This is a genomic window from Geobacillus subterraneus, from assembly GCF_001618685.1.
Taxonomy (GTDB): domain Bacteria; phylum Bacillota; class Bacilli; order Bacillales; family Anoxybacillaceae; genus Geobacillus; species Geobacillus subterraneus.
Window position 1 is genome coordinate 298061 of the sequence record NZ_CP014342.1, and the last position, 24636, is coordinate 322696.

Here is a 24636-nt window from a genome sequence, read left to right on the forward strand (position 1 = left end):
CGTTTGATAACAGTAATTGATTGGGTGTGATACATCGTTTATGATGAAAGTGGAAAGGCGAGGTGAGAGCGGTGATCTGCATCAACAACCATTGTTACGAACTGGTTGAAAACGTCAAAAACGCCTTTAACGAGGAAGCGTTTCGCGCCCGCTATGCGGATATTTTAGGGAAGTATGACTACATTGTCGGCGACTGGGGATACAATCAGCTTCGCCTGCGCGGCTTTTTCGATGACCATAACCAAAAGGCGACATACGATACGAAAATTAGCACGCTGTCGGAGTATTTGTATGAATATTGCAACTTTGGGTGCGCCTATTTTGTGTTGCGCAAAGTGAAGCGGTAACGGTGCGGTCGGATGGCGGCGCGGTGACGCCGCGCTGAAGGCCGCTTCGAACCATCAGCGCGCGGAGGCCAAAGCATCGGCGGATGGACGCGCAACGGTGCCGTGCGACAAAGGCTGTTCCGAACGGAATGCAGGCTGAGGCTAAGGCATGAGCGAATGGCAGGGTCACGCGTGAGAAGGCAAACAAGGCAGCCGCCCGTTTGCGGCGGACGGCTGCTTCGTCATTCGACTTCGTTGTACGGAAACTGTTCGCTTTTGCGCGGATCATCATGCGGCGGGTGGGACGCCGGGTCGCGCCTTGGAATGTTTTGGTGGAACGACTTAAACTCATAGTTGAAGGCGCTGTAATGGCGCTGTCCTTCTTTCCAAGGCGTGCTTTTATTTTCGACCGGGGCGTCGTCGCGGCGCGGCGATCCGTACGGCCCTTCCGGAAATTCTTCGGCCGTTAAAAAATTGCGCTGTTTCTCGACGACGGAAAAATCGGCATACGTTTCCCGTTCCGCCATTCGTCTCACCTTCCTTGGTGCCGGAGTGTTTCATAAGATGCCCAAAATGAAGGAAGGTTATGAAAGACACTCATCCAAAAAGGCGCGCAAATCGTCGGCGTCTTGTTCATCAAGCTGGTAGGCGTGCTCTAAGTAGCCGGGCTCCTCTAAATCGTCGCGGCCAAGAATGGCAAAGCGGTTGCTTTGCAAGTCAAGCACGATGGATTTGCCGTAAAAACGATCCGTTTCGATGAGCGCCAAATCGAACCGCTGCCGTTCGCCGACAAAGCTGACGAAGCGAACCGCCGCTTGGACGGTGTCATCGTACAAGTAAAACCGTTCGCCCATATTGAGCCCTCCTATGGTTTCGTCACTATCCATCATAGCAGACAGACGGCGAAAAGGGGAGGGGATGGGCGCAAGAAAAAGGAGGGATGAGCCGTGTATTTTGTTGATCGAAAAAAAATGGAAGAACGACTTCGTTGCATGGAACAAATGTTGGCTTATTACAAAAGCAAGGACAGCTGGGATGAGCCGCTTCAACGATTGGCGCTTGAACGGATCGCCCATGTCGTCATCGAAGCGGTTTTGGACGTCGGCAACGCGATGATTGACGGCTTCATTATGCGTGACCCGGGCAGCTATGACGATATTATTGACATTTTAGCCGATGAGCAAGTCATTACGCCGGCGGACGCCGAACAGCTGAAAGCGTTCATCGCCCACCGGAAAATGCTCGTTCATGACTATACAAGCGTCGACCATGCGAAACTGCGCGTCAGCCTGGACGCACATTTGCCGGCGCTTGACACGTATCCGAAGGCGGTGCGCGATTATCTTGAAAATGAACTTGGACCGGTGTCGGCGTTTCGCAGTTGACGGGTGGCAGCCTCAACGCCCCCTCTCATTGACGATGGGGGCGCATCCCAGCGCCGGATGCGCCTTTGGCCAACACGAGGCCACGAAGCGGCTTCCATGATGGTCGACCATGCGCCTTTTAGCCGTTGACGCTCATGGAAAAAGCGGGAGAACGAACGACTGGCATACGGAAAAAGAAAGGGAGCGAATGCGTTGAAACGATATAGCGGCTATTTGATCGATTTAGACGGGACGATGTACCGCGGCACGGAGTGCATCTCCGAAGCGCGCGAGTTTGTCAATGAACTGCACCGCCGCGGGATTCCGTATTTGTTTGTCACCAACAACTCGTCGCGCACGCCGGCGCAAGTGGCGGAAAAATTGCGCTCATTTGGCGTGCCGGCGGAAGAGAAGCACGTCTTTACGACAAGCCAGGCGACGGCGAACTACATTTTTGAACGAAAGCCGGACGCGTCCGTTTATGTCATCGGTGAAGAAGGAATCCGCACGGCTTTGGCGGACAAAGGGTTTCGTTTTGCCGGCGAGGACGCGGATGTCGTCGTCATCGGCATCGACCGGCAAATTACATACGAGAAGCTCGCCGTCGCTTGCCTTGCTGTCCGCAACGGCGCGACGTTCATTTCAACAAACGGGGACATCGCTTTGCCGACGGAGCGCGGGCTATTGCCCGGCAACGGGGCCATTACGTCGGTCGTCGCCGTTTCGACGCAAGTGAAGCCGACGTTTATCGGCAAGCCGGAAAAAATCATTATGGAGCAGGCGCTCAAAGTGCTCGGCGTTCCGAAAGCGGACGTGCTCATGATCGGCGACTATTACGAAACCGACATTTTAGCGGGCATGAACGCCGGCATCGATACGCTTTTAGTCCATACAGGCGTCACGACGAAAGAGATGCTCGCCCGCTACGAGCGGCAGCCGACGTATACGGCCGATTCGCTGTTAGAGTGGATGGCGCGCCTGTAAACAACGCCGCTTTGCCAAAAAAAGGCAAGGCGGCGTTTGCTTGCAGACGATGCCGCCGGCTGCGCCGAAACAGCCGGCAATCGGCGATCGGCCTAGCGCGCCGGGGCGTGGTGATCCATTATTCTGCGTTGGCGGCCCGGTGCGCCAAGCGGCTTGATGCCGCCGCGGCAATGGCGCCGACGATATCGTCCAAAAACGTGTTGCATTTGCCGGTCGATTTGTCGTTTAAGTATTGCAGGATGCCCGGTTTTTGTTTGTCGATGTATCCATAGTTTGTAAAGCCGATCGACCCGTAGACGTTGACGATCGACAGGGCTAAAATTTCATCGACGCCATACAGCCCTTCATCGCGGCGGATGATCGATTGCAGCGGCTCATCAAGCTGGCCGGCCTCGGCGAGTTTATCGAGCTGAATGCCGGTTAAAATCGCGTTTTGCACTTCGCGTTTCGAAATGACGCGGTTGACGTTTTCGATGCATTCGTCCATCGTTAAATCCGCATGGTATTTCGATTGTAAATAATAGACGAGTTCAGCGATTTTTTCCACCGTCACTCCCCGCTCCTCGAGCCAACGCCGGGCGGTTTGTTCCAAATGGTTCATCATGGATTCACTCATAAAAGGTCACCTATTTCTTTTGAAAAGTCGTTTTTTATATATATGTATCATGTCATAAAACAGTCCGTCATATAAAGAAAAATGCTCATCGGGCCGCATATATAAACAATAGCCCCTTTCGTCAAAAAAGAAAGGGGGACTGGCGGTTTGTCGCGCCATCATCGGATGGCTTCGGCCGGCCGGCGTGTGGCCAAAAGGTGAACAGCGGCGATGGCGGGAACGAGAGCGGGCATGACGTTTCAGCCCGAAGCCATCATGGATGTCGAAAGTTTTCAGGCGCAAAGCGAACGGGAGGTCAAGTTTCGTCCCGAGACGATCATGGACACGGGCCTGGAGGTGCGGAGATGGAAACATGGGTGCATGAACAGTACGGGGTGCGCGCCGAACGGTTGGAGCGAAGAGGAAGGCATACAGTGGTTTGGCGGCAGCAGGAGCGCTTTCTCCTCGTTCCGGCCGACGGACGGAGCGAAGCGGAGATGGAAGAGCGCCAGCAAATGAGCCGCTATTTGCGGGCAAAAGGGGTGACCGGCGTCGGGGAGCTGGTGAAAACAAAGGCCGGAACGTATCTTGCCGTCTATGAGGGACAGCCGATGGCGCTCGTTCGCGCACCGCTTCCGGCAGTCCGCTTTCGTTCGCTCGGGCGCGAGCTGGCGGTGATGCATGAATACGGGCGCTCTTGTCCGCTGCCGATTGTCGCTTGCCGGCGCATCGGCCAATGGCGGGAACTATGGGCGAAGCGGATCGACCAAATGGAGGCGTTTTGGACGAACATGGTGGCAAACGGTCCGGCGTCGCCGTTTGACCGGCTGTTGATCGAGTCGTTCCCGTATTATTTAGGTTTGGCGGAAAACGCGGTGCAATATGTGGCTGATACGGAGCTCGATGAGGAACCGCTCCGCGTTGATTATGCGGCGTTTTGCCACGAGCGGCTGCCGCAAGCCGGCTGGATCGAGGGGACCGAGGCGAAGCTGCCGACCGATTGGGTGTACGACCATTGCGCCCGCGATTTGGCGGAATGGGTGCGCCATCTGTACCGGCAGCGCGGGTTAGGATGCCAGCGGGCGGTGCGCCAGTTTTTCCAAGACTACGGGCACGTATCGCCGCTGTCGCCGTTTGCCTGGCGGCTCGTTTACGCTCGGTTGTTGTTTCCGCTTTCGTATTTTGAGTGCGTCGAGGCGTACTATACCGCTGCGGACGGGGATGAGCGGGCGCGGCGGGAGAAGGAATTGCGGCATTTGCTTGATGGGTCGCACGAGCATGAACGGTTTTTGGCTTCGTTCGCCGAAATTGCCGGCATCGCGGAACGCGTGCGCTTGCCGGCGGTTGAGTGGCTGCCGCCGGTGTAAAACGGGCAGGCATGCGCGGTTTCGGCGCCGCCGCCCGCCTGTTGCTGTTGTGTGCGAGCGCCCGGCGGCTTTTCGGTGGACGGCGTCCGAAGCCGCTTCTTTTTTGCGGCGGCGGACGATGATTTCTTGCCTGCCGATTTGCTGGAATCCGCTTTTTCTTTTAACATGCAAGCGGCCGGCTGTTTTGTCTGATGGCCGCCGAAACCGCCCTTTTTCGCTGAAGGGCAACAAGGCATCCTTTTTTGGCTGGTTATATCGGGGACAACTCCCCGTTTTTTTTTTAGCCGAAGTTGTGATAAGATTTAGAAAAAATCGGATGGGAGGCTGCATGATGACCAAACCGTACGTTTTTATTATGCGAAAACTGCCAGAGGACGTCGTTGCGCCGCTTTCGGCCATCGCTGAAGTCGAGATGTGGCCGCATGAGGACGTGGCCGTGCCGCGCGATGTGCTTGCGGAAAAAGCGAAACGGGCGGCCGCCATTTTGCCGATGGTATCCGACCCGATCGATGAAGAGGTGTTGTCCGCTTGTCCGGCGCTCAAAGTCGTCGCCAATATGGGGGTTGGCTATGACAATATTGACGTGCCGGCGGCCACTCGGCGCGGCATTGTCGTTTGCAATACGCCCGATGTGTTGACCGATACGACGGCCGATTTGACGTTTGCGCTGCTATTGGCCGCCGCCCGGCGGTTGGTGGAAGCGGCCGAGTTTTTGAAAGAAGGAAAATGGAAAAGCTGGAGCCCGTTTTTGCTTGCTGGCGCCGATGTCCACCATAAAACGATTGGCATCGTCGGCATGGGAAACATCGGCCAAGCGGTGGCCAAGCGGGCGAAAGGGTTTGACATGAACGTGCTGTATTACAACCGTTCCCGCCGCCCGGAGGCGGAAGAGCGGCTTGGCGCCATCTACCGTCCATTTTTCGATTTGTTGGCGGAAAGCGATTTTGTCGTCTGCTTGACGCCGCTCACCCCGGAGACGCGCCATTTGTTTAACCGTGAGGCGTTTCGGCACATGAAGCCGTCCGCTATATTCATCAACGCGGCGCGCGGTGCGGTCGTCGATGAACAGGCGCTGTATGAGGCGCTCGTTCATGGAGAGATCGCGGCGGCTGGGCTCGATGTATTTGAAAAAGAACCGGTTGATCCCGCCCACCCGCTCGTTTCGCTTCCGAACGTCGTCGCCTTGCCGCATATTGGCAGCGCGACGCATGAAACGCGCCGTGCCATGATGACGCTCGCGCGCGACAACATCATCGCCGTGCTTGAAGGGCGGCCGCCATTGACGCCGGTGAACCGGCCGTCATAACGTTTCCGCGATGGGAGGCAGCTGACGCCGGTAAATCGGTCGCAGAAAAAATTTTCATTGCCAAACGGCGGATCGTCTTTTATAATGTCTACTATAAAAATACAAATGTCTACTGTGCGTAAACAGAAGGGGCGGGAAGGATGGAAAAGCCAATTTTTGTTGGATTGTTAGGATTAGGAACGGTCGGAAGCGGTGTGGTCAAAATTATCGAAAACCACCAAGAAAAATTGATGCACCAAGTCGGTTGTCCGGTGAAGGTGAAAAAAATCCTCGTCCGCGATGTACATAAACCCCGTGACGTCGCTGTCGATCCGGCGCTGTTGACGACAAGCGCCGCCGATGTAATCGATGATCCGGACGTTGACGTCATTATTGAAGTGATGGGCGGCATCGAGGAGACGAAAGAATGGTTGCTGCGGGCGCTGCGTCAAGGAAAACATGTGGTGACAGCGAACAAAGATTTAATGGCGGTCTCTGGTTCTGAATTGCTCCGGGTGGCGGCCGAACACCATTGCGATTTGTTTTACGAAGCGAGCGTTGCCGGCGGTATTCCGATTTTGCGCAGCCTAGTGGACGGACTCGCGTCGGACCGGATCACCAAGCTGATGGGGATTGTCAACGGAACGACCAACTACATCTTAACGAAAATGTCGCAAAACGGTGCTTCGTACGAAGCGGTGCTCGCTGAAGCGCAGGCGCTCGGGTTCGCCGAAGCTGATCCGACATCGGACGTCGAAGGGCTTGATGCGGCGCGGAAAATGGCGATTTTGGCCCGGCTTGGCTTTTCGATGGACATCGACTTGGACGATGTACAAGTCAAAGGCATTACGCATGTGACGGAAGAAGATTTAACATACGGGAAACGGCTCGGTTATACGATGAAGCTGATCGGCATCGCCCAGCGCGACGGCAACAAGGTGGAAGTGAGCGTCCAGCCGACGTTCCTTCCGGATTCGCATCCGCTCGCGTCCGTTCATAACGAATATAACGCTGTCTATGTGTACGGCGAGGCAGTGGGGGAAACGATGTTTTACGGACCGGGGGCCGGCAGCTTGCCGACGGCGACGGCGGTCGTCTCCGACTTAGTCGCGGTGATGAAAAATATGCGCCTTGGCGTCAACGGCCACTACGCCGTCGCGCCGCAATATGAAAAACAATTGAAAGCGCCGGCGGAAATTTTCTCGAAATACTTTTTGCGCATTCATGTGAAAGACCAAGTGGGGGCGTTTGCCAAAATTACGACGCTGTTTTCCAAGCGCGGGGTGAGCTTCGAGAAAATTTTGCAGCTGCCGTTGAAAGAAAACGGCTTGGCGGAAATCGTCATCGTGACGCATGACGCTTCACAGCAAGACTACGAAGAGATTTTGCAGCAGCTTGGCGATTTGGAAATCGTCGAGCGGGTGCAAAGCTCGTATCGGGTGGAAGGAGAGAAACGGTGATGGCATGGAAAGGGCTGCTTGACGCTTACGGCGACTTTTTGCCGCTGACCGAAGCAACGCCAAGACTGTCGCTTTGCGAAGGGAATACGCCGCTTATCCCGCTGCCGCGCCTGTCGGAAGAGCTCGGCATTACGCTGTACGTCAAGGTGGAAGGAGCGAACCCGACGGGATCGTTTAAAGACCGCGGCATGGTGATGGCGGTGGCGAAAGCGAAAGAGGAAGGAAGCCATACGATCATTTGCGCGTCGACCGGCAATACGTCCGCTTCCGCCGCCGCGTATGCGGCGCGCGCCGGGCTGCGCTGCCTTGTCGTCATCCCGAACGGAAAAATCGCCCTTGGCAAATTGGCGCAAGCCGCCATGTACGGAGCGGACATTTTTGCGATTGACGGCAACTTTGACGAAGCGCTCAGCATGGTGCGCCGGCTGAGCGAAACGGCGCCGATTACGCTTGTGAACTCGGTCAACCCGTACCGGATCGAAGGGCAAAAAACGGCGGCGTTTGAAGTGTGCGATCAGCTTGGACGCGCGCCGGACGTGCTGGCCATTCCGGTCGGCAACGCGGGCAACATTACCGCCTATTGGAAAGGGTTTAAGGAGTATCACGAAGCAAAAGGAACAGGGCTGCCGCAAATGCGGGGCTTTGAAGCGGAAGGGGCGGCAGCGATCGTCCGCAATCAAGTGATCGAACAGCCGGAGACAGTTGCGACGGCGATCCGCATCGGCAACCCGGCGAGCTGGAAAAAAGCGGTCGAGGCGGCGAACGAATCGCGCGGGAAAATCGATGAAGTGAGCGATGCGGAAATTTTGGCGGCTTACCAACGGCTTGCCCGCACGGAAGGCGTTTTTGCTGAGCCGGCGTCATGCGCTGCCATTGCCGGAGTGATTAAACAGCGCGAGCGGAATGAAATCGAGCGCGGCAGCCTTGTTGTCGCCGTTCTCACCGGCAACGGCTTGAAAGATCCGGCCATTGCCTTGGAGACGGCCGCCATTGAACCGGTCGTTTTGCCGAACGATGAACAAGTGGTGCTTGAGCATTTGCAAGGGGTTGTCCGTACATGAAAGAAGACGAGATGTTGAAGATCGTCGTTCCGGGAAGTACGGCGAACTTAGGACCCGGCTTCGATTCCGTCGGGCTCGCCGTCTCCCGCTACTTAACGCTTGACGTCCGTCTGGCGGAGGCGTGGACGTTTACGCCAAAGACGGCGGAGGTGAGCGGCATTCCGCGCGGAACGGACAATTTAGTATACGAGGTAGCCAGCGAGACGGCGAACGTGCACGGCCGCCGGCTGCCGAGCTGCGCGGTGGATGTGTACAGCGATATTCCGTTTACGCGCGGGCTCGGGAGCAGCGCGGCGGCGGTCGTCGCCGGCATCGAGCTTGCCGATGCGCTGCTTGAACTAGGATTGTCGCGCGAACAAAAGATGGAACTGGCCACCCGCTATGAAGGCCATCCGGATAATGTCGGCGCCTCGCTGTACGGCGGGCTGGTCATCGGCTGCTACCGCGAAGAGGGCGTGGATGTCGTCCATCTTCCGGAGTTGAACGTGGAGCTTGTCGCCATTATCCCGGAGTATGAATTGGAAACGAAAAAAGCGCGCGGGCAGCTGCCTGAACAATGGACGAGGCAGCAGGCCGTCGAGGCGAGCGCCATCAGCAACGTCCTTGTCGCGGCATTGCTGACGAAAAATTGGAAGCTCGCCGGCCGCATGATGGCGGCGGATTTGTTTCATCAGCCGCACCGGAAACCGCTCGTTCCGGAATTGGAGCGGGCGGAGGTGCTCGCTCTTGAATACGGGGCGATCGGCGCGGCGTTAAGCGGGGCGGGGCCGACGGTGCTCGTTTTTGCTGAGCCGGGGAAAGGCGAGCGGCTCAAACGGCAGCTGCGCCCGCATTTCCCGGCTTGCGAAGTCACAACGCTCGCTGTCGAGCCGCACGGCAGCCGCGTTTACAAGCTGGCGCTGGAGGCATAAAAAATCCGAACAGCCTTCTGCTGTTCGGATTTTTTAAGTTAAAACACTTGCTCGACTTCGACGACGCCCGGCACTTCCTCAAACAAGGCGCGTTCGATCCCGGCTTTTAACGTGATCGTCGAGCTCGGGCAGCTGCCGCATGCGCCAAGCAGGCGGAGTTTCACGACGCCGTCTTCCACATCGACAAGTTCGCAGTCGCCGCCGTCGCGAAGCAGGAACGGGCGGAGTTTATCTAAAACTTCTTGCACTTGTTCTTTAATTTCTTGATCCGTCATTTTCATCGACTCCTTTCCTTACTTTTTATTATAATCATGGTAGCGGAAAAAATCTAATGATAAATTTTACTTTCGTAAAGGGTGACCATGATGGCGTTCAAACCGGTTGAAATTTGTGTGTATGGAGCGGAGATCGTTTGCCCGTCGTGCGTGCAGCTGCCGTCGTCAAAAGAGACGTACGAATGGCTCGAGGCTGCGCTGCGCCGCAAATATCCAGATCAGCCGTTCCGCATGGCGTACGTCGATATTTTCCATCCGCCGGCGGATGACGAAGCAAAACGGTCGCTGGCGCAAACGATCGTCGAGAAGGACTGGGTGTACCCGGTCGTCGTTGTGGAAGGAGCGGTTGTCGCGGAAGGGAATCCGCGGCTGAAAGCCATTTATGCCGAAATGGAGAAATACGGCTACCGTTCGTCATAGCAGCGGTGCCGCACGGCGGGGAAAGCGAACGGGCGGCGGGGAATTCCCCGCCGCCTTCGCGATTGGTCGGCCGCCTGGTCAGCTGATAAAATTTTCGGCAATGATGGTTGATTGCGGCCAACATGAAGCGTTCTCAGAGAAACAGCTGCTTTGCCCCGCCTATGCGATTCCATGCCAGCCGTGCGCGGCTTAATAGCCGTTATGGTATTTATACATCCAAAGAACGCCTGATTTTAGCAGGCGCGGCACCCGGCCGGTGAGCGGGCGGTCAGCGACGAGGCCGAAGCCGTGTTTTTTGCCGAGCGAACCGAGAATGCCTTTTAATTTGATCGGCGGGAATTCGCTTGGCGGCTCTTCGCCGTTCCACCGCTTTTGCAGCACTTGAACGATTTGTTCCGCTTGCCCTTCAGCGAGCTGGGCGCTCGGCGAATGCGGCAAGCTTGCACAGTCGCCGACGACGTATGCGTTTTCATAGCCAGGGATGTGGTGCTGCTTCGTCAGTACGACGCGGCCTTGTTTATCTTTTTCCACGTCTAGTTCGCGGACGACGCGGTTCGGCTGAATGCCGGCCGTCCAGACGATGACGTCACAGGGCACTGGCTCGTCATGGTTGTACAAGACGCCCGGCTCGACTTTCGTGACGTTCGAATGGCGGACGATTTCAACGCGATGTTCGATAAACCATCGTTCCACGTAGTCGCTTAGCCGCTTTGGAAACATTGGCAAAATGCGCTCACCGCGGTCAAACAGCTTAATGTGCAAATCCGGGCGGCTTTCCGCCAGTTCGCTGGCCAGCTCGACGCCGCTTAAGCCGGCGCCGACGATGCCGACCGTTGCTTTTGGCGGCAAGTTGTTCAGCGCTTCATAGGCAGCGCGCGCTTTGTCGATCGACTGAATGCTGTACGTGTACGCATCAGCGCCCGGCACCCCGTGGTATTTATCTTCACAGCCCAACCCGATGACCAGGTCGTCGTAACGGACGTGGCTTCCATCTTTCAGATGGACGAGCTGCTTATCAAGGTCGATCGAGACGACTTCGCCGAACTGGTAGGTGAATTGCGGATGTTCCGGAAACGGGACGCGAATGTGATGGTCGCTGATCGTCCCCGCAGCTAAGGCGTAATATTCCGTTTTTAAACAATGGTACGGAACGCGATCAATGAGGATAATATGAATGTCGTTTGGCACTCCGTCCGGGAGAAGGCGTTGCAAAATGCGCATGTTGCCGTATCCCCCGCCAAGCAGTACGAGATGTTTCATGGCTAAAGTCCCCTTTTGTCCAGTTTCTCAAGCCGCCAATGCCATAAAAAAGTATAACGAAATTGTGACAAAAGAACAACAATTTTTCGTCCGACCGCTCGTGAGCATGTTCGTTGACGCCGTGCCGCAAAACCGTTACGATGGGAAGCAGGAAGGTGAACATGCCCATGATCTTACCGATCATCGAGTTTTGCATCAGCAACTTAGCCAGCGGATCGTATAAAGCGATGGAAATGCTTGAAAAGGATCCGAATTTGGATATTATCGAATACAGCTGCTTAAGCTACTGCACGCGCTGCGCCCATACGCTGTTTGCGCTCGTAAACGGCGAGTTTGTCAGCGGTGAGACGCCGGAGCAGCTTGTCGAAAATATTTACCGGCATCTCGAGGAAAACCCGATGGTTTAACGAAAAAAAGGAGGATGCCCACAAGGCGGCATCCTCTTCAATGTATATGAAAAAACGGGGGATATTCCCATTGTGTCCAAAACGCGGTATCGTTATACATAAAGGAGCCAAAAATTTTAGGAGGGGGCATGACGTGTACTCGTTTTCGTTTACGAAAATGCATGGGTTAGGGAACAGTTATATTTACGTTGATCTGTTTCGCGAAACGCTTCCGGAAGACGAGCTGCCGGCGATCGCCCGTTGTGTTGCCGATGTCCATACCGGCATCGGTTCGGACGGCCTCATTCTCATTTGCCCGTCGGAGCAAGCACCGGTGAAAATGCGTATTTTTAACAGCGATGGCTCGGAAGGGAAAAACTGTGGCAACGGCTTGCGCTGTGTGGCGAAGTATGCGTACGAGCACGGCATCGTCCGCGACCGCTCGTTTTTGATTGAAACGCTCTCCGGACTCGTCGCGGCCGAAGTGGCGGTAGAAAACGGCGAGGTGACGAGCGTGACCGTCGATATGGGCAAGCCGCTCCTTCGGCGGAGCGCCATTCCGATGACCGGGCCGGAGGCGGAGCAAGTCGTCGCTGAATCGTTTGCCATTGGCGGCGGCGAGTATGAAATCACCGCTGTATCGATGGGCAACCCGCACGTCATTTTTTATGTGGATGAGATTGAAAAGGCGCCGGTGACCACGCTTGGCCCGCTCGTTGAAAAGGACCCGCGCTTTCCCGAAGGAGTGAACGTCGAATTTGTCGAGGTTGTCAACGAGCGTGAGCTTCATTTCCGCGTTTGGGAGCGCGGCTCGGGCGTCACGCAGGCGTGCGGCACCGGGGCGTGCGCGGCGGTTGTCGCTTCTGTGTTAAACGGCAAAACGGCGCGCGGAGCGGAAACGGTCGTCCATCTGGCCGGCGGTGATTTGACGATCACATGGGGGCATGACGGCAACGTGCGCATGACCGGCCCGGCCGAAACGGTGTGCACCGGCGTGTATTATTACCGCGGCGGGCAGAACGGTTGAGCATCCGAGCGGCAAAGCGGTATACTATAGGTAAGGAGGGATGGACATGACCGAGGCGATCATTACGCTGACGGAAGCGGCAGCGTTTCAAATTAAGGACATGATGAAGGAGCAGGAAGAGGAAAACGCCTATTTGCGCGTCGGCGTCCATGGCGGCGGCTGCAGCGGGCTGTCGTACGGCATGGGGTTTGAGCGCGAGCGGCGCGATGACGACATCGAATTGGAACAGCACGGGATTAAAATTTTGATCGACCGCGACAGTGCCCCCATTTTGCGCGGCACGGTCATCGACTACAAACAGTCGCTTCTTGGCGGCGGGTTTACGATCAACAATCCGAACGCCATTGCGACGTGCGGCTGCGGCTCGTCATTCCGCACAGCGACGAACGCCGGCACGCCGGAGCAATGTTAGGTGTCAGGAGGCCGTGACAAACAACGGTTTGTCAGTAAAGACCGCCAAGGGGGGATGGCAGTGAAAGGGCAAGGAAATGTGATGTTGGCCCTCGTTTTGGCGCTCATCATTGCGCTGCTGGCGGTGGCGAACGTTGAAAACGTGACGATCCATTATTTGGTGGGGGAAACCCGTTTGCCGCTGATCATCGTGATTTTCGGCTCAGCTGTCCTTGGCGGTTTGGTGGTCGGCATGCTCGGTTGGCTGCGGTTGTTTCATTTGCAGAGGCAACTGAAAGCCGCCAACAAGGAGAAAGAGGAGTTGACCGCCCGCTTAGCGGAAAACGACGGTGAACGAGAGGCAGCCGCCGCCAACGAAAGCAAACACGGATGAACGAAAAAGAGGGTGTCTCCAAGGCGGTGGGACACCCTCTTTCCCGCTACATCAACCTATTCGCTTCGTTCGTAAACATTGTCTCTTGTTCTTCGCCCGAATCCGACGGCCCTTTTGAGTTAAAATAAGGACGACGAGTGCGCGGGCTGCATCCGTGCCGTCGGATCGATATACGTTTTTGCGCTGCTGATGGCGATCGGTGCCTCGCCGAAGCCGCAGGCGATCAGCTTAATTTTTCCATCGTACGTGCAAATGTCGCCGGCCGCATACACGCCGGGGATGTTCGTCTCCATCCGCGAGTTGACTTTGATCGAATTTTTTTCGATGTCAAGCCCCCAGTTTTTGATCGGGCCGAGCGAGGAAATAAAGCCGTAGTTGACAACGACGGCATCGACATCGATCGTTTCTTTTGTCCCTTCCTTCACATGTTCAAGGACGACTTGGCGGATGCCTTGTTCGTCGCCGATAAGTTCGGCAGGCACAAACGGTGTTTTCACTTGCACGCGCGATTTCATGAGCTGCTCGACGCTATGTTCATGGGCGCGGAATTTATCGCGACGATGAACGATCGTGACGCTTGCGGCGATCGGTTCGAGCATGAGCGACCAGTCAACTGCCGAGTCGCCGCCGCCGCAGACGAGCACACGCTTCCCGGCAAACTGCTCTAAGTCGCTGATAAAGTAATGCAAGTTTTTCCCTTCATATTGGGAAGCGCTCTCAAGTTCGAGCCGGCGCGGCTGAAAAGCGCCGTTCCCGGCGGTGATGATGACGGTTTTCGAATAATGGATCTCTTTATCCGTGGTGAGTTTAAACGTTCCGTCTTCTTGTTTTTCCAGCGTTTCAACCGACTGGTTCAGGCAGATGGCAGGCGAAAACAGGCTCAGCTGCTCTTTCAGCTGGTTAACGAGTTCTTGGGCGCGCACTTTCGGGAATCCGGCGATGTCGTATATGTATTTTTCCGGGTATAAAGCGGCCAGCTGCCCGCCTAACTGCGGAAGGCTTTCGATGATTTTCACCTTCATTTGCCGCAAGCCGCCGTAAAACGCGGCAAACATCCCGGTTGGTCCGCCGCCGACCACCGTTACATCATACACGTTCCGATCTTCTCTCACCGACATTCCTCCCCGCATAAAATAATGGCACTACAAGTTTATCTTACCATAAATGCCCGCCGTTATAACGTTCAATTTTTGTCGGTCCAGTCGAAAAAAAAAGGCTTGAAAAGAGGAAGAAAAAGGACTAATATGGTTTGTGGAGAGATTGTTAATTTTTTGTGACAGTCTGTCGACATTTTTTTGGGGGTTAACGTGAATAGTTTCACAAACTTCGCTCGATAAAAACGGGGATAGCAGCAAAAGCTATAAGAAACGTGTGGGAAAAAAATTAAAAAGGGTGGAAGTGATTCAGGTGAGAAAACCAAACATCGTCATTTTAGGGGCTGGTTATGGCGGACTCATGACGACGGTTCGCCTGCAAAAACTCGTCGGGGTGAACGAGGCGAATATTACGTTAGTGAATAAGCACGACTATCATTACGAGACAACTTGGCTTCATGAAGCGTCGGCCGGGACGCTGCACCATGACCGCGTCCGCTACCCGATCGCGGATGTCATTGACCGCAATAAAGTGAAATTTGTCCAAGACACTGTCACAAAAATCGTTCCGAACGAAAAGAAAGTGCTGCTCGAAAATGGCGAATTGGCATACGACTACCTTGTCATCGCCCTTGGGTTTGAATCAGAGACGTTCGGCATTAAAGGGTTGAAAGAATACGCGTTTTCGATCGCCAATGTCAATGCGGCGCGGCAAATTCGCGAACATATTGAGTATCAGTTTGCGACGTACAACACGGAAGAGGAAAAGAAAGACGAACGGTTGACGATCGTCGTCGGCGGGGCAGGGTTTACCGGCATCGAGTTTTTAGGCGAACTCGCTAACCGCATTCCGGAGCTGTGCCGCGAGTATGACGTCGATCCGCACAAAGTGCGCATCATTTGCGTCGAAGCGGCGCCGACCGCACTGCCGGGCTTTGATCCGGAGCTTGTCGAATACGCGGTCAGCCAGCTCGAACGCAAAGGGGTCGAATTTAAAATCGGCACCGCCATTAAAGAGTGCACACCGGATGGGATCATTGTCGCCAAGGGCGACGAGGTGGAGGAAATTAAAGCGGGTACCGTCGTTTGGGCAGCTGGCGTCCGCGGCAGCAGCGTCCTTGAACAGTCCGGCTTTGAAACGATGCGTTCGCGCATTAAAGTCGACCCGTTCCTGCGCGTTCCGGGGTATGAAGACATTTTTGTCGTCGGCGACTGTTCGCTCGTCATTGACGAAGAAACGAACCGCCCGTATCCGCCGACGGCGCAAATCGCGATGCAAGAAGGCCAGCTGTGCGCGAAAAACTTAGCGGCGCTCATCCGCGGGCAAGGGGAGCTTGAGCCGTTTAAAGCCGATATTAAAGGGACGGTCTGCTCGCTCGGCCATGATGATGCGATCGGCGTGGTGTTCGGCAAAAAATTGTGGGGGACGAAGGCGAGCTTCATGAAAAAAGTGATCGACAACCGCGCCTTGTATTTAATCGGCGGCTCGTCGCTGGTCATGAAAAAAGGAAAATTTAAATTTTTCTAAGCGGTCAAGAAAGCTTCCGCGCCGGCGGAAGCTTTTTTGTATGGCGGCCAACAGGGAACGGCCGCTTGTTTGTCGAATTACAAACGGTGTACAACGATATGGAAAAGGATGAGAACGATGAACAGCAAACGCGGAAATGTATGGATTGCGGCGGCCGGGCTCGTCATCAATGAAGCGGGGGAATGGCTCGTCGTCAAGAAAAAATATAGCGGGCTGAAAGGAAAATGGTCGCTGCCGGCCGGGTTCGTCCAGCCGGGGGAAATGCTTGATGAAGCGGCTGTTCGCGAGGTGAAGGAGGAAACAGGGATCGATGCCGAACCGATCGCCTTTCTTGGCTTGCGCACCGGCGTTATTGACGGAGAAATTAGCGACAATATGGCCATTTTTCTCCTCCGCCCGCGATCGGAAGACATTACCGTGCAGGAGGATGAGCTGCATGCCGCCGCCTTTTTAAGCAAGCCGGCGCTCTGCGCTGATCCGGCGACGTCGGGGCTGCTTCGCTATTTGTTGGCGCTTGAACCGTTGGCCTTCCTCCCCCCGCACGATGGCTTCAACCCGGGCGATCCGTTCGGGTACACGAAATACCGCCTTTACTTCAAATCGTCAAAATCGTAAGAATAATCAAGAAAACGAAAGCGAGGCGTTGATGTATTCGCTTACATGAACAAAAATAAAGGAGAATCGCCGTTTGTTTTTACAGAAAATTTTGATATATTAACAAAAAAGAAGTGGAGGGGACATCGATGAAACAGACGCTTACGGTCAACGCTTGCCCATACTGTGAGGGGCACGGGTACGTCCAGCTCCTGCTAGGCGGATCGGAAACGTGCTACAGCTGCCAAGGGACGGGAAGCGATCAGGAAGAAGCCGACGAGCATTGACTGTCATCCGCCCATCCAGTACACTGAAAAAGGGTGTAAGGGAGGTTGAGGGCGGATGCAAATGAGTTTGCCGGTTGTACTGATTTCGATGCTTTTATTTTTTGTCTTATTTTTCGGCATTGGTTTTTTGCTAAATATGTTGCTGCGCATGACATGGATTATGGCCATTTGTTTTCCGATCATCGCGATCTTGATTATTGATGATGTGCCATGGACCCGGTATTTGACCGCACCGTCCGCTTCACTGGCGGCGCTCGGCCGGAAAGTCGCTTCGTTGGCCGCCGCCGATTTGCTGATTTTGGCCAGCGGCTTTGCCGGCGCGCTTTGCGCCGGGTGGGCGATCCGAACGCTGCGGGCAAAAGGATATCAAATGTTTTAAAGCGCCTCCGCGCAAGCGGGGGTGTTTTTTGTTTTTAGGAAACAGGTGCCCGCAAGCGGTCGTTGTCATGTCCTGGGGGAGAAAGTTTATGGGCGGTCTGGACGAACATGCGCGTTTTCGCTTGCCATGTTTGTGTTCAGCAAAGCAGACCGCAGATGAGCCTTTTCGATGAGCATGCGTTTATGATGCCGGGGCGGAAATCACAACGTTTCTGGCAAACGGGTTTTTTAGTTTTTTTGCTTTCCTTGCAATGAATATTTCGATTTTGGATGGAGATAAATAGAAGTGTGGGAGGAGTTGAGGACATTGAGCAGTTTTAGGCAATTTGTGCGCAGAACCGCGATGACGCTGTTGTTGATCACAGCGTTGCTCTCCACATTTCAATCTGTTTCTGGGGTCGAAGCGAAAACGGTTCTCCGTTCCTTTCTTAGCGGTGCACCAGTAGATCATGAAGCCGATCGGGGAGCGAAAGGAAGCGCAAAACTTGACAACCGCTCGGCTCCGCGGCTTGAGGAACAGTTTGACTGGTCGAAGTATCCGTCCGTTGAAGTCGTGGCCACCGGCTATACGGCCGGCATCGAATCGACTGGAAAAACCCCCGATCATCCTGAGTATGGCATTACATACTCCGGCGTGCGTGTCAAACGCGACCTTTACTCAACGATTGCTGCGGATTTAAGCATTTTTCCGATCGGCACGATTTTGTTTATCCCCGGTTATGGATTCGGTGTTGTAGCCGATAAAGGCGGGGCGATCAAAGGCCACCGCATTGACTTATACTATGAAACGGTCGAAGATGTATATAAATATTGGGGAAAAAAGAAAGTGAATGTTTACATTGTGCAAAAAGGGGACGGCACGCTGTCAGAGGAAGAATTGATCCGGCTGAACGAGGATGAAACGATGCAAGTGTTCCGCCAGCAATATTTAGAATCGAAAAGTTAACCAAAAGGGCTCCCGCCCGTCAGCGGCTGAAGAGCGGGTCGCTGTCGTCAGCGGGAGGGAACAGCGCCGGATGCAAAAGCGGCGCCAATTTTTTTAATCCGACGAGCAGGCGCGGCGATGGCCGGCAGTAGAGCGCTTCCTCAAGAAGATGGATGCGCCCGGCGCGGACGGCGTCGGTTTGTTCAGCTTTCGGACGCGTGATGACGGCGTTGGCGCTCATTTTTTTCGTTTGTACGCCGACCCAAACGAGCAAAATATGCGACGGGTTGCGGGCGACGACTTCGTCCCATTCCGTCCGGACGCTCGCGTTGGCGCAGTCGGCGAAAAGATTGCGCCCGCCGGCGAGTTCGCTGAGCTCGCTCAGCCAGTTGGCGCCGCCTGGGGTGAACACCGGGCGCGGCCACCATTCCCAATACAAGCGGGCCGGTTCGGCGACGGCGGCTGCCCGCTCACGGTATTCGTTCAGAAAGTCATAGTAGCGGCGGACGAGTTCAGCCGCTTTTTGTTTTTCGCCGAGCGCTTCGCCTAACATGAGAAGATCGGCCGCGATGTCATCCAGCGAATGGGGTGCCAGCACGAGATGGGGGAGGCGGCGGCGGACGAGCTCCTCGATATTGCGCTCCATTCCGGGCACGCTTAAGGAGGCGACGACGAGATCCGGTTTGAGCGCCTCGACTCGATCCATGTCGATGCGCAAATCCGGCCCGACGGTTGGCAGCCGCTTTACTTCGGGCGGCCAGTCGGAAGAATGATCCACGGCGATGACATCGTCCAGCCGGCCAAGATAAGCTAACAGCTCCGTATTGCTCGGGCAAAGAGAAACGATTCTCATGGGCGTTCGTCCTTTCTGGATTCATCGTCTTTTTCCTCATTCGCCCCGGTCTTGTCATTTTCCTTTCTAGTTCCGTTTTGTTTTTTCGACAGCTCCTCCGTTTTCCAAGCGAAGAAAAAAGGGAGGAAGTCAATTAGACAATCGAAATAATGCGCCCATTTCGCTATAATGGGGATGGAACGAATCACCACAGAAAGGGATGAAAGGATGTTTACGGTAAAACCATTGCCATCGGCAGAAACGGCGCACGAGGCGCTGGCCATCGGATTGTTTGAGGGGGCAGAAGCATGGTCCGGCCTTGCCGGCGAGTACGATTCCCGCCTCGGCGGACAGCTGTCCAGACTGCGGAAAGAAGGCGACATTTCCGCCAAACGGGGGCGCGTTGCGGTCGTTCATCCGTTGTTGCCAACCGGAGCGAAACGCCTGTATTTTGTCGGCCTTGGCAAAAAAGAAGAACTGACGTTTGAGCGGCTGCGTGAAGTGTTCGGCAGGCTGTTTCGCACATGGAAGCAGGCGAAACGGGCCGAGGCAGCGATCGTTCTGGATACGTTTGCGACTGAAACGGTTGACCCGAACGAAGCGGCGCATGCGTTAGCCGAGGCGTACTATTTGGCGACATATGAATTCCCCGGCTATAAGCAGAAAAAGTCGGAACCCGATGGCGCGCTTGAATCGCTCACTGTACATACCGAGGCTGATGCGGCGGAAATCGAGGCGAGCCTGTTTGTCGGCTCGGTGTACGGGAAGGCGACCAACTCAGCGCGCACGCTCGTCAATACGCCTGGGAATTTGCTGACGGCGTCCGATTTGGCTGATTATGCGGTGAAGCTCGCCGATCGGTACGATTTTGACTATGAAATTTTGGGAAAAGAAGAGATGGAGCGGCTCGGCATGGGGGCACTGTTGGCGGTCAATCAAGGGTCAACGCAGCCGCCGAAGCTAATCGTCTTAAAGTACCAAGGAAAAGAACAATGGGAGGACGTGATCGCCCTCGTCGGCAAAGGGGTGACATTTGATACGGGCGGGTATTGTTTGAAGCCGCGCGACAGCATGATCGACATGAAAACCGATATGGCTGGCGCCGCCGCGGTGCTCGGAGCGATGGAAGCGATCGGCGAACTCCGTCCCGAGCAAAACGTGCTCGCTGTCATTCCGGCAACTGACAACATGATTAGCGGTCAGGCGCTGAAACCGGATGACGTCATTACATCGCTTTCTGGAAAAACGATTGAAGTGAGAAACACGGATGCGGAAGGGCGGTTGATTTTAGCGGATGCCGTCACGTATGCGAAACAGCATGGCGTCAGCTATATTATCGATGTCGCCACGTTGACCGGCGGGGTGATCGTCGCGCTTGGCACCGACAAAACGGGAGCGATGACGAACAATGAAGCGCTGTTTGAGCAGCTGCTTGAAGCGTCTATGGAGACCGGAGAATTCATTTGGCGGCTGCCGATTACAGAAAAAGACCGCGAGCGGGTGCGAAGCAGCAAAATCGCCGATTTAAACAATTCTCCGGGGCGCGAAGGGCACGCCATTATGGGCGGAGCGTTCATTGGCGAATTCGCCGAAGACACGCCATGGGTGCATTTGGATATCGCTGGTACAGCCGCGACAAAGAAAGACAGCGACCTCGGCCCGGCCGGGGCGACGGGGGTCATGGTGCGCACGCTGGCGGCGTTTGTCGAACGATTTGAATAAGTGAACGAGAGCCCGAAGCTATGGTGCATAGCTTCGGCGTTCTTTTGCCACGCTACATAGTAAGAAAGGCGAACAAAATGTAAAGGGAATGTAAATTTAGTGTAAAGTTTCTTTTTACTTATTGTAAATAAAGTTCAAATTGCTACAATAAGTAGCGGTGATTTTTGATTCCAACAATGGAGGGTGTCCGGTATGATTTTTTCGCCGAAAAAGGACGTTTTCTTCGATATGTTGTTTACGATTTCGGAAAATGTGAAGGAAGCGGCCCAATATTTTGTTGAGTATAAAATTCAAAGCGTGAGCGACTTGAAAGAATTCGCCCGCGTCATGAAAGAGTATGAACGGAAAGGCGATTCGTTCATTCATGAGCTCGTCGTTCAATTAAACAAAACGTTTATTACGCCGATCGAGCGCGAAGACATCCACCAGCTAGCGATGAAAATGGACGATGTGCTCGATGGCTTTGAACAATGTTCAGCCCGGTTTGAAATGTTCTCGTTTACGGACATTGACGAACATATGGTGAAATTTTTCGACTACATTTACCAAAGCACAATTGAAATCGTTCATGCGTTAGAGCTGCTTTCGCATAAAAAATTGCTTGATATGCGCCAGCACGCCATTAAGATTAAGGACTATGAAACGAAATGTGACGAAATTTTGCGCGCCTCGATCAAAAACTTGTTTGTGACGCAAAAGGATCCAATTAAGCTCATCCAATATAAAGAGCTTTATGAAATGCTTGAAGAGATTGCCGACAGCTGTGAAGATGTCGCAAACACGCTTGAGACGATCATCATGCGCAACGCGTAAAAGGGGACGTTGTTTTTATGGATATGATCTTTGTCTTGACGATATTAATTGTCATTTTTGCGCTGGCGTTTGACTTTATTAACGGGTTTCACGATACGGCGAACGCCATCGCTACCTCGGTGTCAACAAGAGCGCTCACGCCGCGCCGCGCCATCTTGCTGGCCGCTGTGATGAACTTCATCGGCGCCTTGACGTTCACCGGTGTGGCCAAAACGATTACGAAAGACATCGTCGACCCGTTTGCTTTGGAAAACGGGCCGGTCATTATTTTAGCCGCCTTAACGTCCGCGATCGCCTGGAACTTGATCACGTGGTATTATGGCATTCCGAGCAGCTCTTCGCATGCGCTCATTGGCTCGATTGCCGGAGCAGCGATTTCTGCGGCCGGTATTGGGATTTTGAATTACGGCGGATTTTTGAAAATTTTACAATCGCTCATCCTTTCTCCATTTTTGGCGTTAGGGGTCGGTTTTGTCATAATGAGTATTTTTCGCTTTATCTTTAAAAATGCGAACTTATACAGTACGACGAGAGGCTTTCGGCTGTTTCAAGTCGTGACAGCGTCATTTCAAGCGTATACACATGGAACAAACGACGCCCAAAAAGCGATGGGGATTATTACGATGGCGTTAATCGCCGGCGGATACCATACAACGACCGACATCCCGGAGTGGGTGCGCATTTCTGCCGCTTTGGCCATGGGGTTGGGAACGGCTGTCGGCGGGTGGAAAATCATTAAAACGGTCGGCGGAAAAATCATGAAAATCCGCCCGATTAACGGGGCGGCGGCCGATTTATCGTCGGCGCTCGTCATTTTTTCGGCGACAGCGTTCCATTTGCCGGTCAGCACGACACACGTTATTTCCTCGGCCATTATGGGGGTCGGCGCCGCGCAGCGGGTGAAAGGGGTCAAATGGGGTGTCGCCCGCCGGATTGTGCTTACATGGGTGATTACGCTCCCGATTTCTGCGCTCATGGCTGGTTTCCTATATCAATTGTTTAATTTGTTTTTCTAATATATAAAACGCGCCTGTTATCAAACAGGCGCGTTTCGTTTATGCCGCCGGACGGCTCGCGGAAGAGGAGCGGCCGATCGCCCGGCAAAGGCGCGGGGCAATCAAACCGGCGACGATCGATAACAAAATGTCTTTTGGCAGCGGAACAAGCATCCAGCCCCATACCATTTCGTACGACAACCCTTTTGGCGCTTCCGCCCATAATTTGTACGCCATATACATCCAGTTCGTGCCGATGACATAGTTGATGACCATACCGACAAGCGCGGCGGTGACAAAGCGGACGGTGGATGCCGGCTGCGGGCCGCGTTCGATGATCCAGCCGGTCACATACGCAGCAGCGATAAAGGATAGAATAAAGCCAAATGTCGGTTGGAAAATGATCGACAATCCGCCGCTAAGTTTGGAAAACACCGGCGCACCGGCCAGGCCGACGAACATATACACGGTCATCGCCACCGCGCCGAGCCGCCGCCCTAACACCGCGCCGGCAAGAACGCAGAAAAACGTCTGCAGCGTGATCGGCACGCCGCCGACGACAAGAAACGGCACCCATGACGTAATGTTTGCGCCGATGCCCATCAAGGCGACGAACATCGCGGCAAGCGTCATGTCGATCGGACGAAGGAATGGGCGTTGTTCACTCATATGTAAACCTCCTTTTTTTGTCTGTTAACAAAATCGTACCGAACAACCGCTAGGCTGTCAATCCTCTTTTTTCGACGGATGATGTGATTCGCCGCGGGGAATGCTAAACAAAAGCGCTGCCCTAAACTGTCGCGAAAAACGAATCAAAGCCGACAAGGACGCGAGAAACGAAAGGGGGATGGCGATGGAGCGGTTTATGCCGGATGAGGAGCTAAGATGGGCAAGCAAAATGGGGGCGAACGAAGACATCATCCATACGAGCAAAAATGACGATGGCTACGATTTGCGCACCCCGGCCGAAATCGGCAAGCGGCAGCCGTTTGATGAAAACGGCAATGCGTGAAAGAAGGGGCGCGGATGGACGGGATCTTTTTCGTCTACATGTTTGAAGAACAAGTGTTGCGCTTTTTAGACTCCAAGGCGGTTAAGCTGACGATGTTGACTTCGTTGGCCTCGATCCTTGTCGGGGCTATCATTTATCAGCGCACGCAATCGAATGCGCCATGGAAACGGAAGAGACCGGCGAGTTCGCCGAGACATTGGACGGGGATGGGACGATCGCCGTCTTTTTTCGTTGACGAACGCCGGGGCAAGAATCGTTTTTGTGTGAAACCGGTTTTTGGCGCGGCAAGACGCCGACGACAGCCCGCTTCCAGCGTCCCGGGCGGAAGCGGTGTTGTCGCATCGGGCGCGGCGCCTTTGAACGGGTGGCCGCTCATCGTCCAATGGCGGCCAACGTGATGAGTGCGAAAAGCGGCGGTTCGCCAACCATTTCCCCGTTTCGCCTGCCGCCGCGATGGCGAAGGCTATCGGTGTGAAGGCGGAAACACGTTCCAACGCAAGCCGACAACGAGCTGGCAGCACGGAAACGCGCCGGGGGGCGGCGACAACGTCAGGCGGATGCCGTCGGGATTGAAATACACCTCGGTTTGCGAGCGGATGCCGAGCGAGCGGATGAGGCGCTTCACTTCATCCGTTTTTCCTTCTTGGGCGGCGGACATGATCGTGGCGGCAAACGAGCGCGATTCGGCCAGCCTTTTTAAAATGACTCCAGCATCGTTCATGAGCGTCTGGGCGGTGGCAGCCGATTGGGAGAAGATGGCGGGGTCGACCGACGGGTACGGCCTTGCCCATGCCGCAGGGGGCAGGAAATAAACCATGGGCTTGCTCCTCCTTTTCTGTGTGATTACTACTTATATACTCGTTGCGCTGCAAGCCGGTGCCATGGAAGACCGGTGAAAAAGGCTGCCGCGCCCCAATCAGCGGCATTTCACCGAAAAAGAAAACGGGATTC

At 54.7% G+C, this 24636-nt stretch carries 32 protein-coding genes; 23 read left to right on the forward strand and 9 right to left on the reverse strand.

Annotation, left to right across the window (positions count from 1 at the left end; genetic code table 11):
• Positions 1-71 precede the first annotated feature (71 nt).
• Entirely contained in the window at positions 72-347 is a 276-nt protein-coding gene (locus GS3922_RS01335) for a YutD family protein (protein ID WP_033010389.1), read from the forward strand.
• Positions 348-568: 221 nt separating this feature from the next.
• Here GS3922_RS01335 and GS3922_RS01340 read toward each other — a convergent pair whose 3' ends face one another.
• Together GS3922_RS01340 and GS3922_RS01345 are read right to left on the reverse strand one after the other, a co-directional pair.
• Positions 569-853 (reverse strand): hypothetical protein, encoded by a 285-nt coding sequence (locus GS3922_RS01340; RefSeq protein ID WP_063164853.1) that lies wholly within the window; start codon positions 851-853, stop codon positions 569-571.
• Between the two features lie 57 nt (positions 854-910).
• Positions 911-1180 carry a DUF3055 domain-containing protein gene (locus tag GS3922_RS01345; RefSeq protein WP_063164854.1) on the reverse strand — a complete coding sequence of 90 codons (270 nt, stop codon included), beginning with the start codon at positions 1178-1180 and terminating at the stop codon, positions 911-913.
• 93 nt (positions 1181-1273) lie between these two features.
• On the opposite strand from GS3922_RS01345, the gene hepT reads away from it, so the two are divergent.
• Together hepT and GS3922_RS01355 are read left to right on the forward strand one after the other, a co-directional pair.
• Complete coding sequence (gene hepT, locus GS3922_RS01350; protein WP_063164855.1) at positions 1274-1711, forward strand: type VII toxin-antitoxin system HepT family RNase toxin; 438 nt, start codon at positions 1274-1276, stop codon at positions 1709-1711.
• Positions 1712-1903: 192 nt separating this feature from the next.
• Entirely contained in the window at positions 1904-2674 is a 771-nt protein-coding gene (locus GS3922_RS01355; protein WP_063164856.1) for a TIGR01457 family HAD-type hydrolase, read from the forward strand.
• A gap of 118 nt (positions 2675-2792) precedes the next feature.
• On the opposite strand, the gene GS3922_RS01360 is transcribed toward GS3922_RS01355, so the two are convergent.
• Entirely contained in the window at positions 2793-3290 is a 498-nt protein-coding gene (locus GS3922_RS01360) for a phosphatidylglycerophosphatase A family protein (protein ID WP_063164857.1), read from the reverse strand.
• Positions 3291-3634: 344 nt separating this feature from the next.
• On the opposite strand from GS3922_RS01360, the gene yutH reads away from it, so the two are divergent.
• The 5 genes from yutH (at position 3635) to thrB (ending at position 9353) form a co-directional block, all read left to right on the forward strand.
• Positions 3635-4636, forward strand: coding sequence for a spore coat putative kinase YutH (gene yutH / locus GS3922_RS01365; protein WP_063164858.1), 1002 nt, complete (start codon positions 3635-3637; stop codon positions 4634-4636).
• A 331-nt stretch (positions 4637-4967) separates the two neighbouring features.
• Complete coding sequence (locus GS3922_RS01370; RefSeq protein WP_063164859.1) at positions 4968-5942, forward strand: 2-hydroxyacid dehydrogenase; 975 nt, start codon at positions 4968-4970, stop codon at positions 5940-5942.
• Between the two features lie 140 nt (positions 5943-6082).
• On the forward strand, positions 6083-7381 hold the full coding sequence (locus tag GS3922_RS01375; protein WP_063164860.1) for a homoserine dehydrogenase: 1299 nt from the start codon (positions 6083-6085) through the stop codon (positions 7379-7381).
• Complete coding sequence (gene thrC / locus GS3922_RS01380; protein ID WP_063164861.1) at positions 7381-8442, forward strand: threonine synthase; 1062 nt, start codon at positions 7381-7383, stop codon at positions 8440-8442. The genes GS3922_RS01375 and thrC overlap by 1 nt, the downstream gene beginning before the upstream one ends.
• Positions 8439-9353 carry a homoserine kinase gene (gene thrB / locus GS3922_RS01385; RefSeq protein WP_063164862.1) on the forward strand — a complete coding sequence of 305 codons (915 nt, stop codon included), beginning with the start codon at positions 8439-8441 and terminating at the stop codon, positions 9351-9353. The genes thrC and thrB overlap by 4 nt, the downstream gene beginning before the upstream one ends.
• A gap of 38 nt (positions 9354-9391) precedes the next feature.
• Here the strand turns inward: thrB and GS3922_RS01390 are convergent, their stop codons facing one another.
• Complete coding sequence (locus tag GS3922_RS01390) at positions 9392-9634, reverse strand: NifU family protein (RefSeq protein ID WP_225995604.1); 243 nt, start codon at positions 9632-9634, stop codon at positions 9392-9394.
• Between the two features lie 84 nt (positions 9635-9718).
• Between GS3922_RS01390 and GS3922_RS01395 the strand changes: the two genes are divergently transcribed.
• Positions 9719-10048 carry a DUF1462 family protein gene (locus GS3922_RS01395; protein WP_063164863.1) on the forward strand — a complete coding sequence of 110 codons (330 nt, stop codon included), beginning with the start codon at positions 9719-9721 and terminating at the stop codon, positions 10046-10048.
• Between the two features lie 189 nt (positions 10049-10237).
• On the opposite strand, the gene GS3922_RS01400 is transcribed toward GS3922_RS01395, so the two are convergent.
• On the reverse strand, positions 10238-11308 hold the full coding sequence (locus tag GS3922_RS01400; RefSeq protein WP_063164864.1) for an NAD(P)/FAD-dependent oxidoreductase: 1071 nt from the start codon (positions 11306-11308) through the stop codon (positions 10238-10240).
• Between the two features lie 167 nt (positions 11309-11475).
• On the opposite strand from GS3922_RS01400, the gene GS3922_RS01405 reads away from it, so the two are divergent.
• The 4 genes from GS3922_RS01405 to GS3922_RS01420 all read left to right on the forward strand — a co-directional run bounded on the left by GS3922_RS01405 (position 11476) and on the right by GS3922_RS01420 (position 13505).
• Complete coding sequence (locus GS3922_RS01405) at positions 11476-11715, forward strand: YuzB family protein (protein WP_063164865.1); 240 nt, start codon at positions 11476-11478, stop codon at positions 11713-11715.
• Positions 11716-11848: 133 nt separating this feature from the next.
• Positions 11849-12721 (forward strand): diaminopimelate epimerase, encoded by an 873-nt coding sequence (gene dapF / locus GS3922_RS01410; protein WP_063164866.1) that lies wholly within the window; start codon positions 11849-11851, stop codon positions 12719-12721.
• Positions 12722-12767: 46 nt separating this feature from the next.
• Entirely contained in the window at positions 12768-13133 is a 366-nt protein-coding gene (locus GS3922_RS01415) for a HesB/IscA family protein (RefSeq protein ID WP_063164867.1), read from the forward strand.
• Positions 13134-13505, forward strand: a complete 372-nt coding sequence (locus GS3922_RS01420) for a LapA family protein (RefSeq protein WP_225995605.1) — start codon at positions 13134-13136, stop codon at positions 13503-13505.
• Between the two features lie 119 nt (positions 13506-13624).
• Here the strand turns inward: GS3922_RS01420 and GS3922_RS01425 are convergent, their stop codons facing one another.
• Entirely contained in the window at positions 13625-14623 is a 999-nt protein-coding gene (locus GS3922_RS01425; RefSeq protein WP_172796419.1) for an NAD(P)/FAD-dependent oxidoreductase, read from the reverse strand.
• A gap of 280 nt (positions 14624-14903) precedes the next feature.
• Between GS3922_RS01425 and GS3922_RS01430 the strand changes: the two genes are divergently transcribed.
• The 5 genes from GS3922_RS01430 to GS3922_RS01445 all read left to right on the forward strand — a co-directional run bounded on the left by GS3922_RS01430 (position 14904) and on the right by GS3922_RS01445 (position 18332).
• Positions 14904-16127 (forward strand): NAD(P)/FAD-dependent oxidoreductase, encoded by a 1224-nt coding sequence (locus GS3922_RS01430; protein ID WP_063167276.1) that lies wholly within the window; start codon positions 14904-14906, stop codon positions 16125-16127.
• A 117-nt stretch (positions 16128-16244) separates the two neighbouring features.
• Positions 16245-16742 (forward strand): NUDIX domain-containing protein, encoded by a 498-nt coding sequence (locus tag GS3922_RS01435; RefSeq protein WP_063164870.1) that lies wholly within the window; start codon positions 16245-16247, stop codon positions 16740-16742.
• Positions 16743-16870: 128 nt separating this feature from the next.
• Complete coding sequence (locus GS3922_RS17765; protein WP_168157866.1) at positions 16871-17008, forward strand: YuiA family protein; 138 nt, start codon at positions 16871-16873, stop codon at positions 17006-17008.
• Between the two features lie 55 nt (positions 17009-17063).
• Complete coding sequence (locus GS3922_RS01440) at positions 17064-17387, forward strand: YuiB family protein (protein ID WP_063164871.1); 324 nt, start codon at positions 17064-17066, stop codon at positions 17385-17387.
• A 306-nt stretch (positions 17388-17693) separates the two neighbouring features.
• On the forward strand, positions 17694-18332 hold the full coding sequence (locus GS3922_RS01445) for a 3D domain-containing protein (protein ID WP_409071348.1): 639 nt from the start codon (positions 17694-17696) through the stop codon (positions 18330-18332).
• A 19-nt stretch (positions 18333-18351) separates the two neighbouring features.
• Here the strand turns inward: GS3922_RS01445 and GS3922_RS01450 are convergent, their stop codons facing one another.
• Positions 18352-19164, reverse strand: coding sequence for a cobalamin-binding protein (locus tag GS3922_RS01450; protein ID WP_063164872.1), 813 nt, complete (start codon positions 19162-19164; stop codon positions 18352-18354).
• Between the two features lie 207 nt (positions 19165-19371).
• Between GS3922_RS01450 and GS3922_RS01455 the strand changes: the two genes are divergently transcribed.
• The 3 genes from GS3922_RS01455 to GS3922_RS01465 all read left to right on the forward strand — a co-directional run bounded on the left by GS3922_RS01455 (position 19372) and on the right by GS3922_RS01465 (position 22694).
• The gene (locus GS3922_RS01455; RefSeq protein WP_063164873.1) at positions 19372-20865 is read left to right on the forward strand and encodes a leucyl aminopeptidase; all 1494 of its coding nucleotides are present in this window, start codon (positions 19372-19374) and stop codon (positions 20863-20865) included.
• Between the two features lie 192 nt (positions 20866-21057).
• Positions 21058-21678, forward strand: a complete 621-nt coding sequence (locus tag GS3922_RS01460; protein ID WP_020961074.1) for a DUF47 domain-containing protein — start codon at positions 21058-21060, stop codon at positions 21676-21678.
• Between the two features lie 17 nt (positions 21679-21695).
• A complete protein-coding gene (locus GS3922_RS01465; RefSeq protein ID WP_063164874.1) occupies positions 21696-22694 on the forward strand; it encodes an inorganic phosphate transporter in 999 nt (332 codons plus the stop codon).
• A 39-nt stretch (positions 22695-22733) separates the two neighbouring features.
• Here GS3922_RS01465 and GS3922_RS01470 read toward each other — a convergent pair whose 3' ends face one another.
• Positions 22734-23342, reverse strand: a complete 609-nt coding sequence (locus GS3922_RS01470; protein WP_063164875.1) for a biotin transporter BioY — start codon at positions 23340-23342, stop codon at positions 22734-22736.
• A gap of 184 nt (positions 23343-23526) precedes the next feature.
• On the opposite strand from GS3922_RS01470, the gene GS3922_RS17770 reads away from it, so the two are divergent.
• Both GS3922_RS17770 and GS3922_RS17510 read left to right on the forward strand, forming a co-directional pair.
• Positions 23527-23685, forward strand: a complete 159-nt coding sequence (locus tag GS3922_RS17770; RefSeq protein WP_168157867.1) for a hypothetical protein — start codon at positions 23527-23529, stop codon at positions 23683-23685.
• A gap of 259 nt (positions 23686-23944) precedes the next feature.
• Complete coding sequence (locus GS3922_RS17510) at positions 23945-24160, forward strand: hypothetical protein (protein WP_156485816.1); 216 nt, start codon at positions 23945-23947, stop codon at positions 24158-24160.
• Here the strand turns inward: GS3922_RS17510 and GS3922_RS01480 are convergent.
• A complete protein-coding gene (locus GS3922_RS01480; protein ID WP_063164876.1) occupies positions 24149-24502 on the reverse strand; it encodes a YuzC family spore coat inner layer protein in 354 nt (117 codons plus the stop codon). The two genes, GS3922_RS17510 and GS3922_RS01480, sit on opposite strands and share 12 nt — an antisense overlap.
• Between the last annotated feature and the right edge of the window lie 134 nt (positions 24503-24636).

Coding starts and splice junctions, on each gene's coding strand:
- GS3922_RS01340 (WP_063164853.1), bottom strand. CDS start 853: ATGGCGGAACGGGAAACGTATGCCGATTTTTCCGTCGTCGAGAAACAG.
- GS3922_RS01345 (WP_063164854.1), bottom strand. CDS start 1,180: ATGGGCGAACGGTTTTACTTGTACGATGACACCGTCCAAGCGGCGGTT.
- GS3922_RS01360 (WP_063164857.1), bottom strand. CDS start 3,290: ATGAGTGAATCCATGATGAACCATTTGGAACAAACCGCCCGGCGTTGG.
- yutH (WP_063164858.1), top strand. CDS start 3,635: ATGGAAACATGGGTGCATGAACAGTACGGGGTGCGCGCCGAACGGTTG.
- GS3922_RS01370 (WP_063164859.1), top strand. CDS start 4,968: ATGACCAAACCGTACGTTTTTATTATGCGAAAACTGCCAGAGGACGTC.
- GS3922_RS01375 (WP_063164860.1), top strand. CDS start 6,083: ATGGAAAAGCCAATTTTTGTTGGATTGTTAGGATTAGGAACGGTCGGA.
- thrC (WP_063164861.1), top strand. CDS start 7,381: ATGGCATGGAAAGGGCTGCTTGACGCTTACGGCGACTTTTTGCCGCTG.
- thrB (WP_063164862.1), top strand. CDS start 8,439: ATGAAAGAAGACGAGATGTTGAAGATCGTCGTTCCGGGAAGTACGGCG.
- GS3922_RS01390 (WP_225995604.1), bottom strand. CDS start 9,634: ATGAAAATGACGGATCAAGAAATTAAAGAACAAGTGCAAGAAGTTTTA.
- GS3922_RS01395 (WP_063164863.1), top strand. CDS start 9,719: ATGGCGTTCAAACCGGTTGAAATTTGTGTGTATGGAGCGGAGATCGTT.
- GS3922_RS01400 (WP_063164864.1), bottom strand. CDS start 11,308: ATGAAACATCTCGTACTGCTTGGCGGGGGATACGGCAACATGCGCATT.
- GS3922_RS01405 (WP_063164865.1), top strand. CDS start 11,476: ATGATCTTACCGATCATCGAGTTTTGCATCAGCAACTTAGCCAGCGGA.
- GS3922_RS01415 (WP_063164867.1), top strand. CDS start 12,768: ATGACCGAGGCGATCATTACGCTGACGGAAGCGGCAGCGTTTCAAATT.
- GS3922_RS01425 (WP_172796419.1), bottom strand. CDS start 14,623: ATGTCGGTGAGAGAAGATCGGAACGTGTATGATGTAACGGTGGTCGGC.
- GS3922_RS01435 (WP_063164870.1), top strand. CDS start 16,245: ATGAACAGCAAACGCGGAAATGTATGGATTGCGGCGGCCGGGCTCGTC.
- GS3922_RS17765 (WP_168157866.1), top strand. CDS start 16,871: ATGAAACAGACGCTTACGGTCAACGCTTGCCCATACTGTGAGGGGCAC.
- GS3922_RS01440 (WP_063164871.1), top strand. CDS start 17,064: ATGCAAATGAGTTTGCCGGTTGTACTGATTTCGATGCTTTTATTTTTT.
- GS3922_RS01450 (WP_063164872.1), bottom strand. CDS start 19,164: ATGAGAATCGTTTCTCTTTGCCCGAGCAATACGGAGCTGTTAGCTTAT.
- GS3922_RS01455 (WP_063164873.1), top strand. CDS start 19,372: ATGTTTACGGTAAAACCATTGCCATCGGCAGAAACGGCGCACGAGGCG.
- GS3922_RS01460 (WP_020961074.1), top strand. CDS start 21,058: ATGATTTTTTCGCCGAAAAAGGACGTTTTCTTCGATATGTTGTTTACG.
- GS3922_RS01465 (WP_063164874.1), top strand. CDS start 21,696: ATGGATATGATCTTTGTCTTGACGATATTAATTGTCATTTTTGCGCTG.
- GS3922_RS01470 (WP_063164875.1), bottom strand. CDS start 23,342: ATGAGTGAACAACGCCCATTCCTTCGTCCGATCGACATGACGCTTGCC.
- GS3922_RS17770 (WP_168157867.1), top strand. CDS start 23,527: ATGGAGCGGTTTATGCCGGATGAGGAGCTAAGATGGGCAAGCAAAATG.
- GS3922_RS01480 (WP_063164876.1), bottom strand. CDS start 24,502: ATGGTTTATTTCCTGCCCCCTGCGGCATGGGCAAGGCCGTACCCGTCG.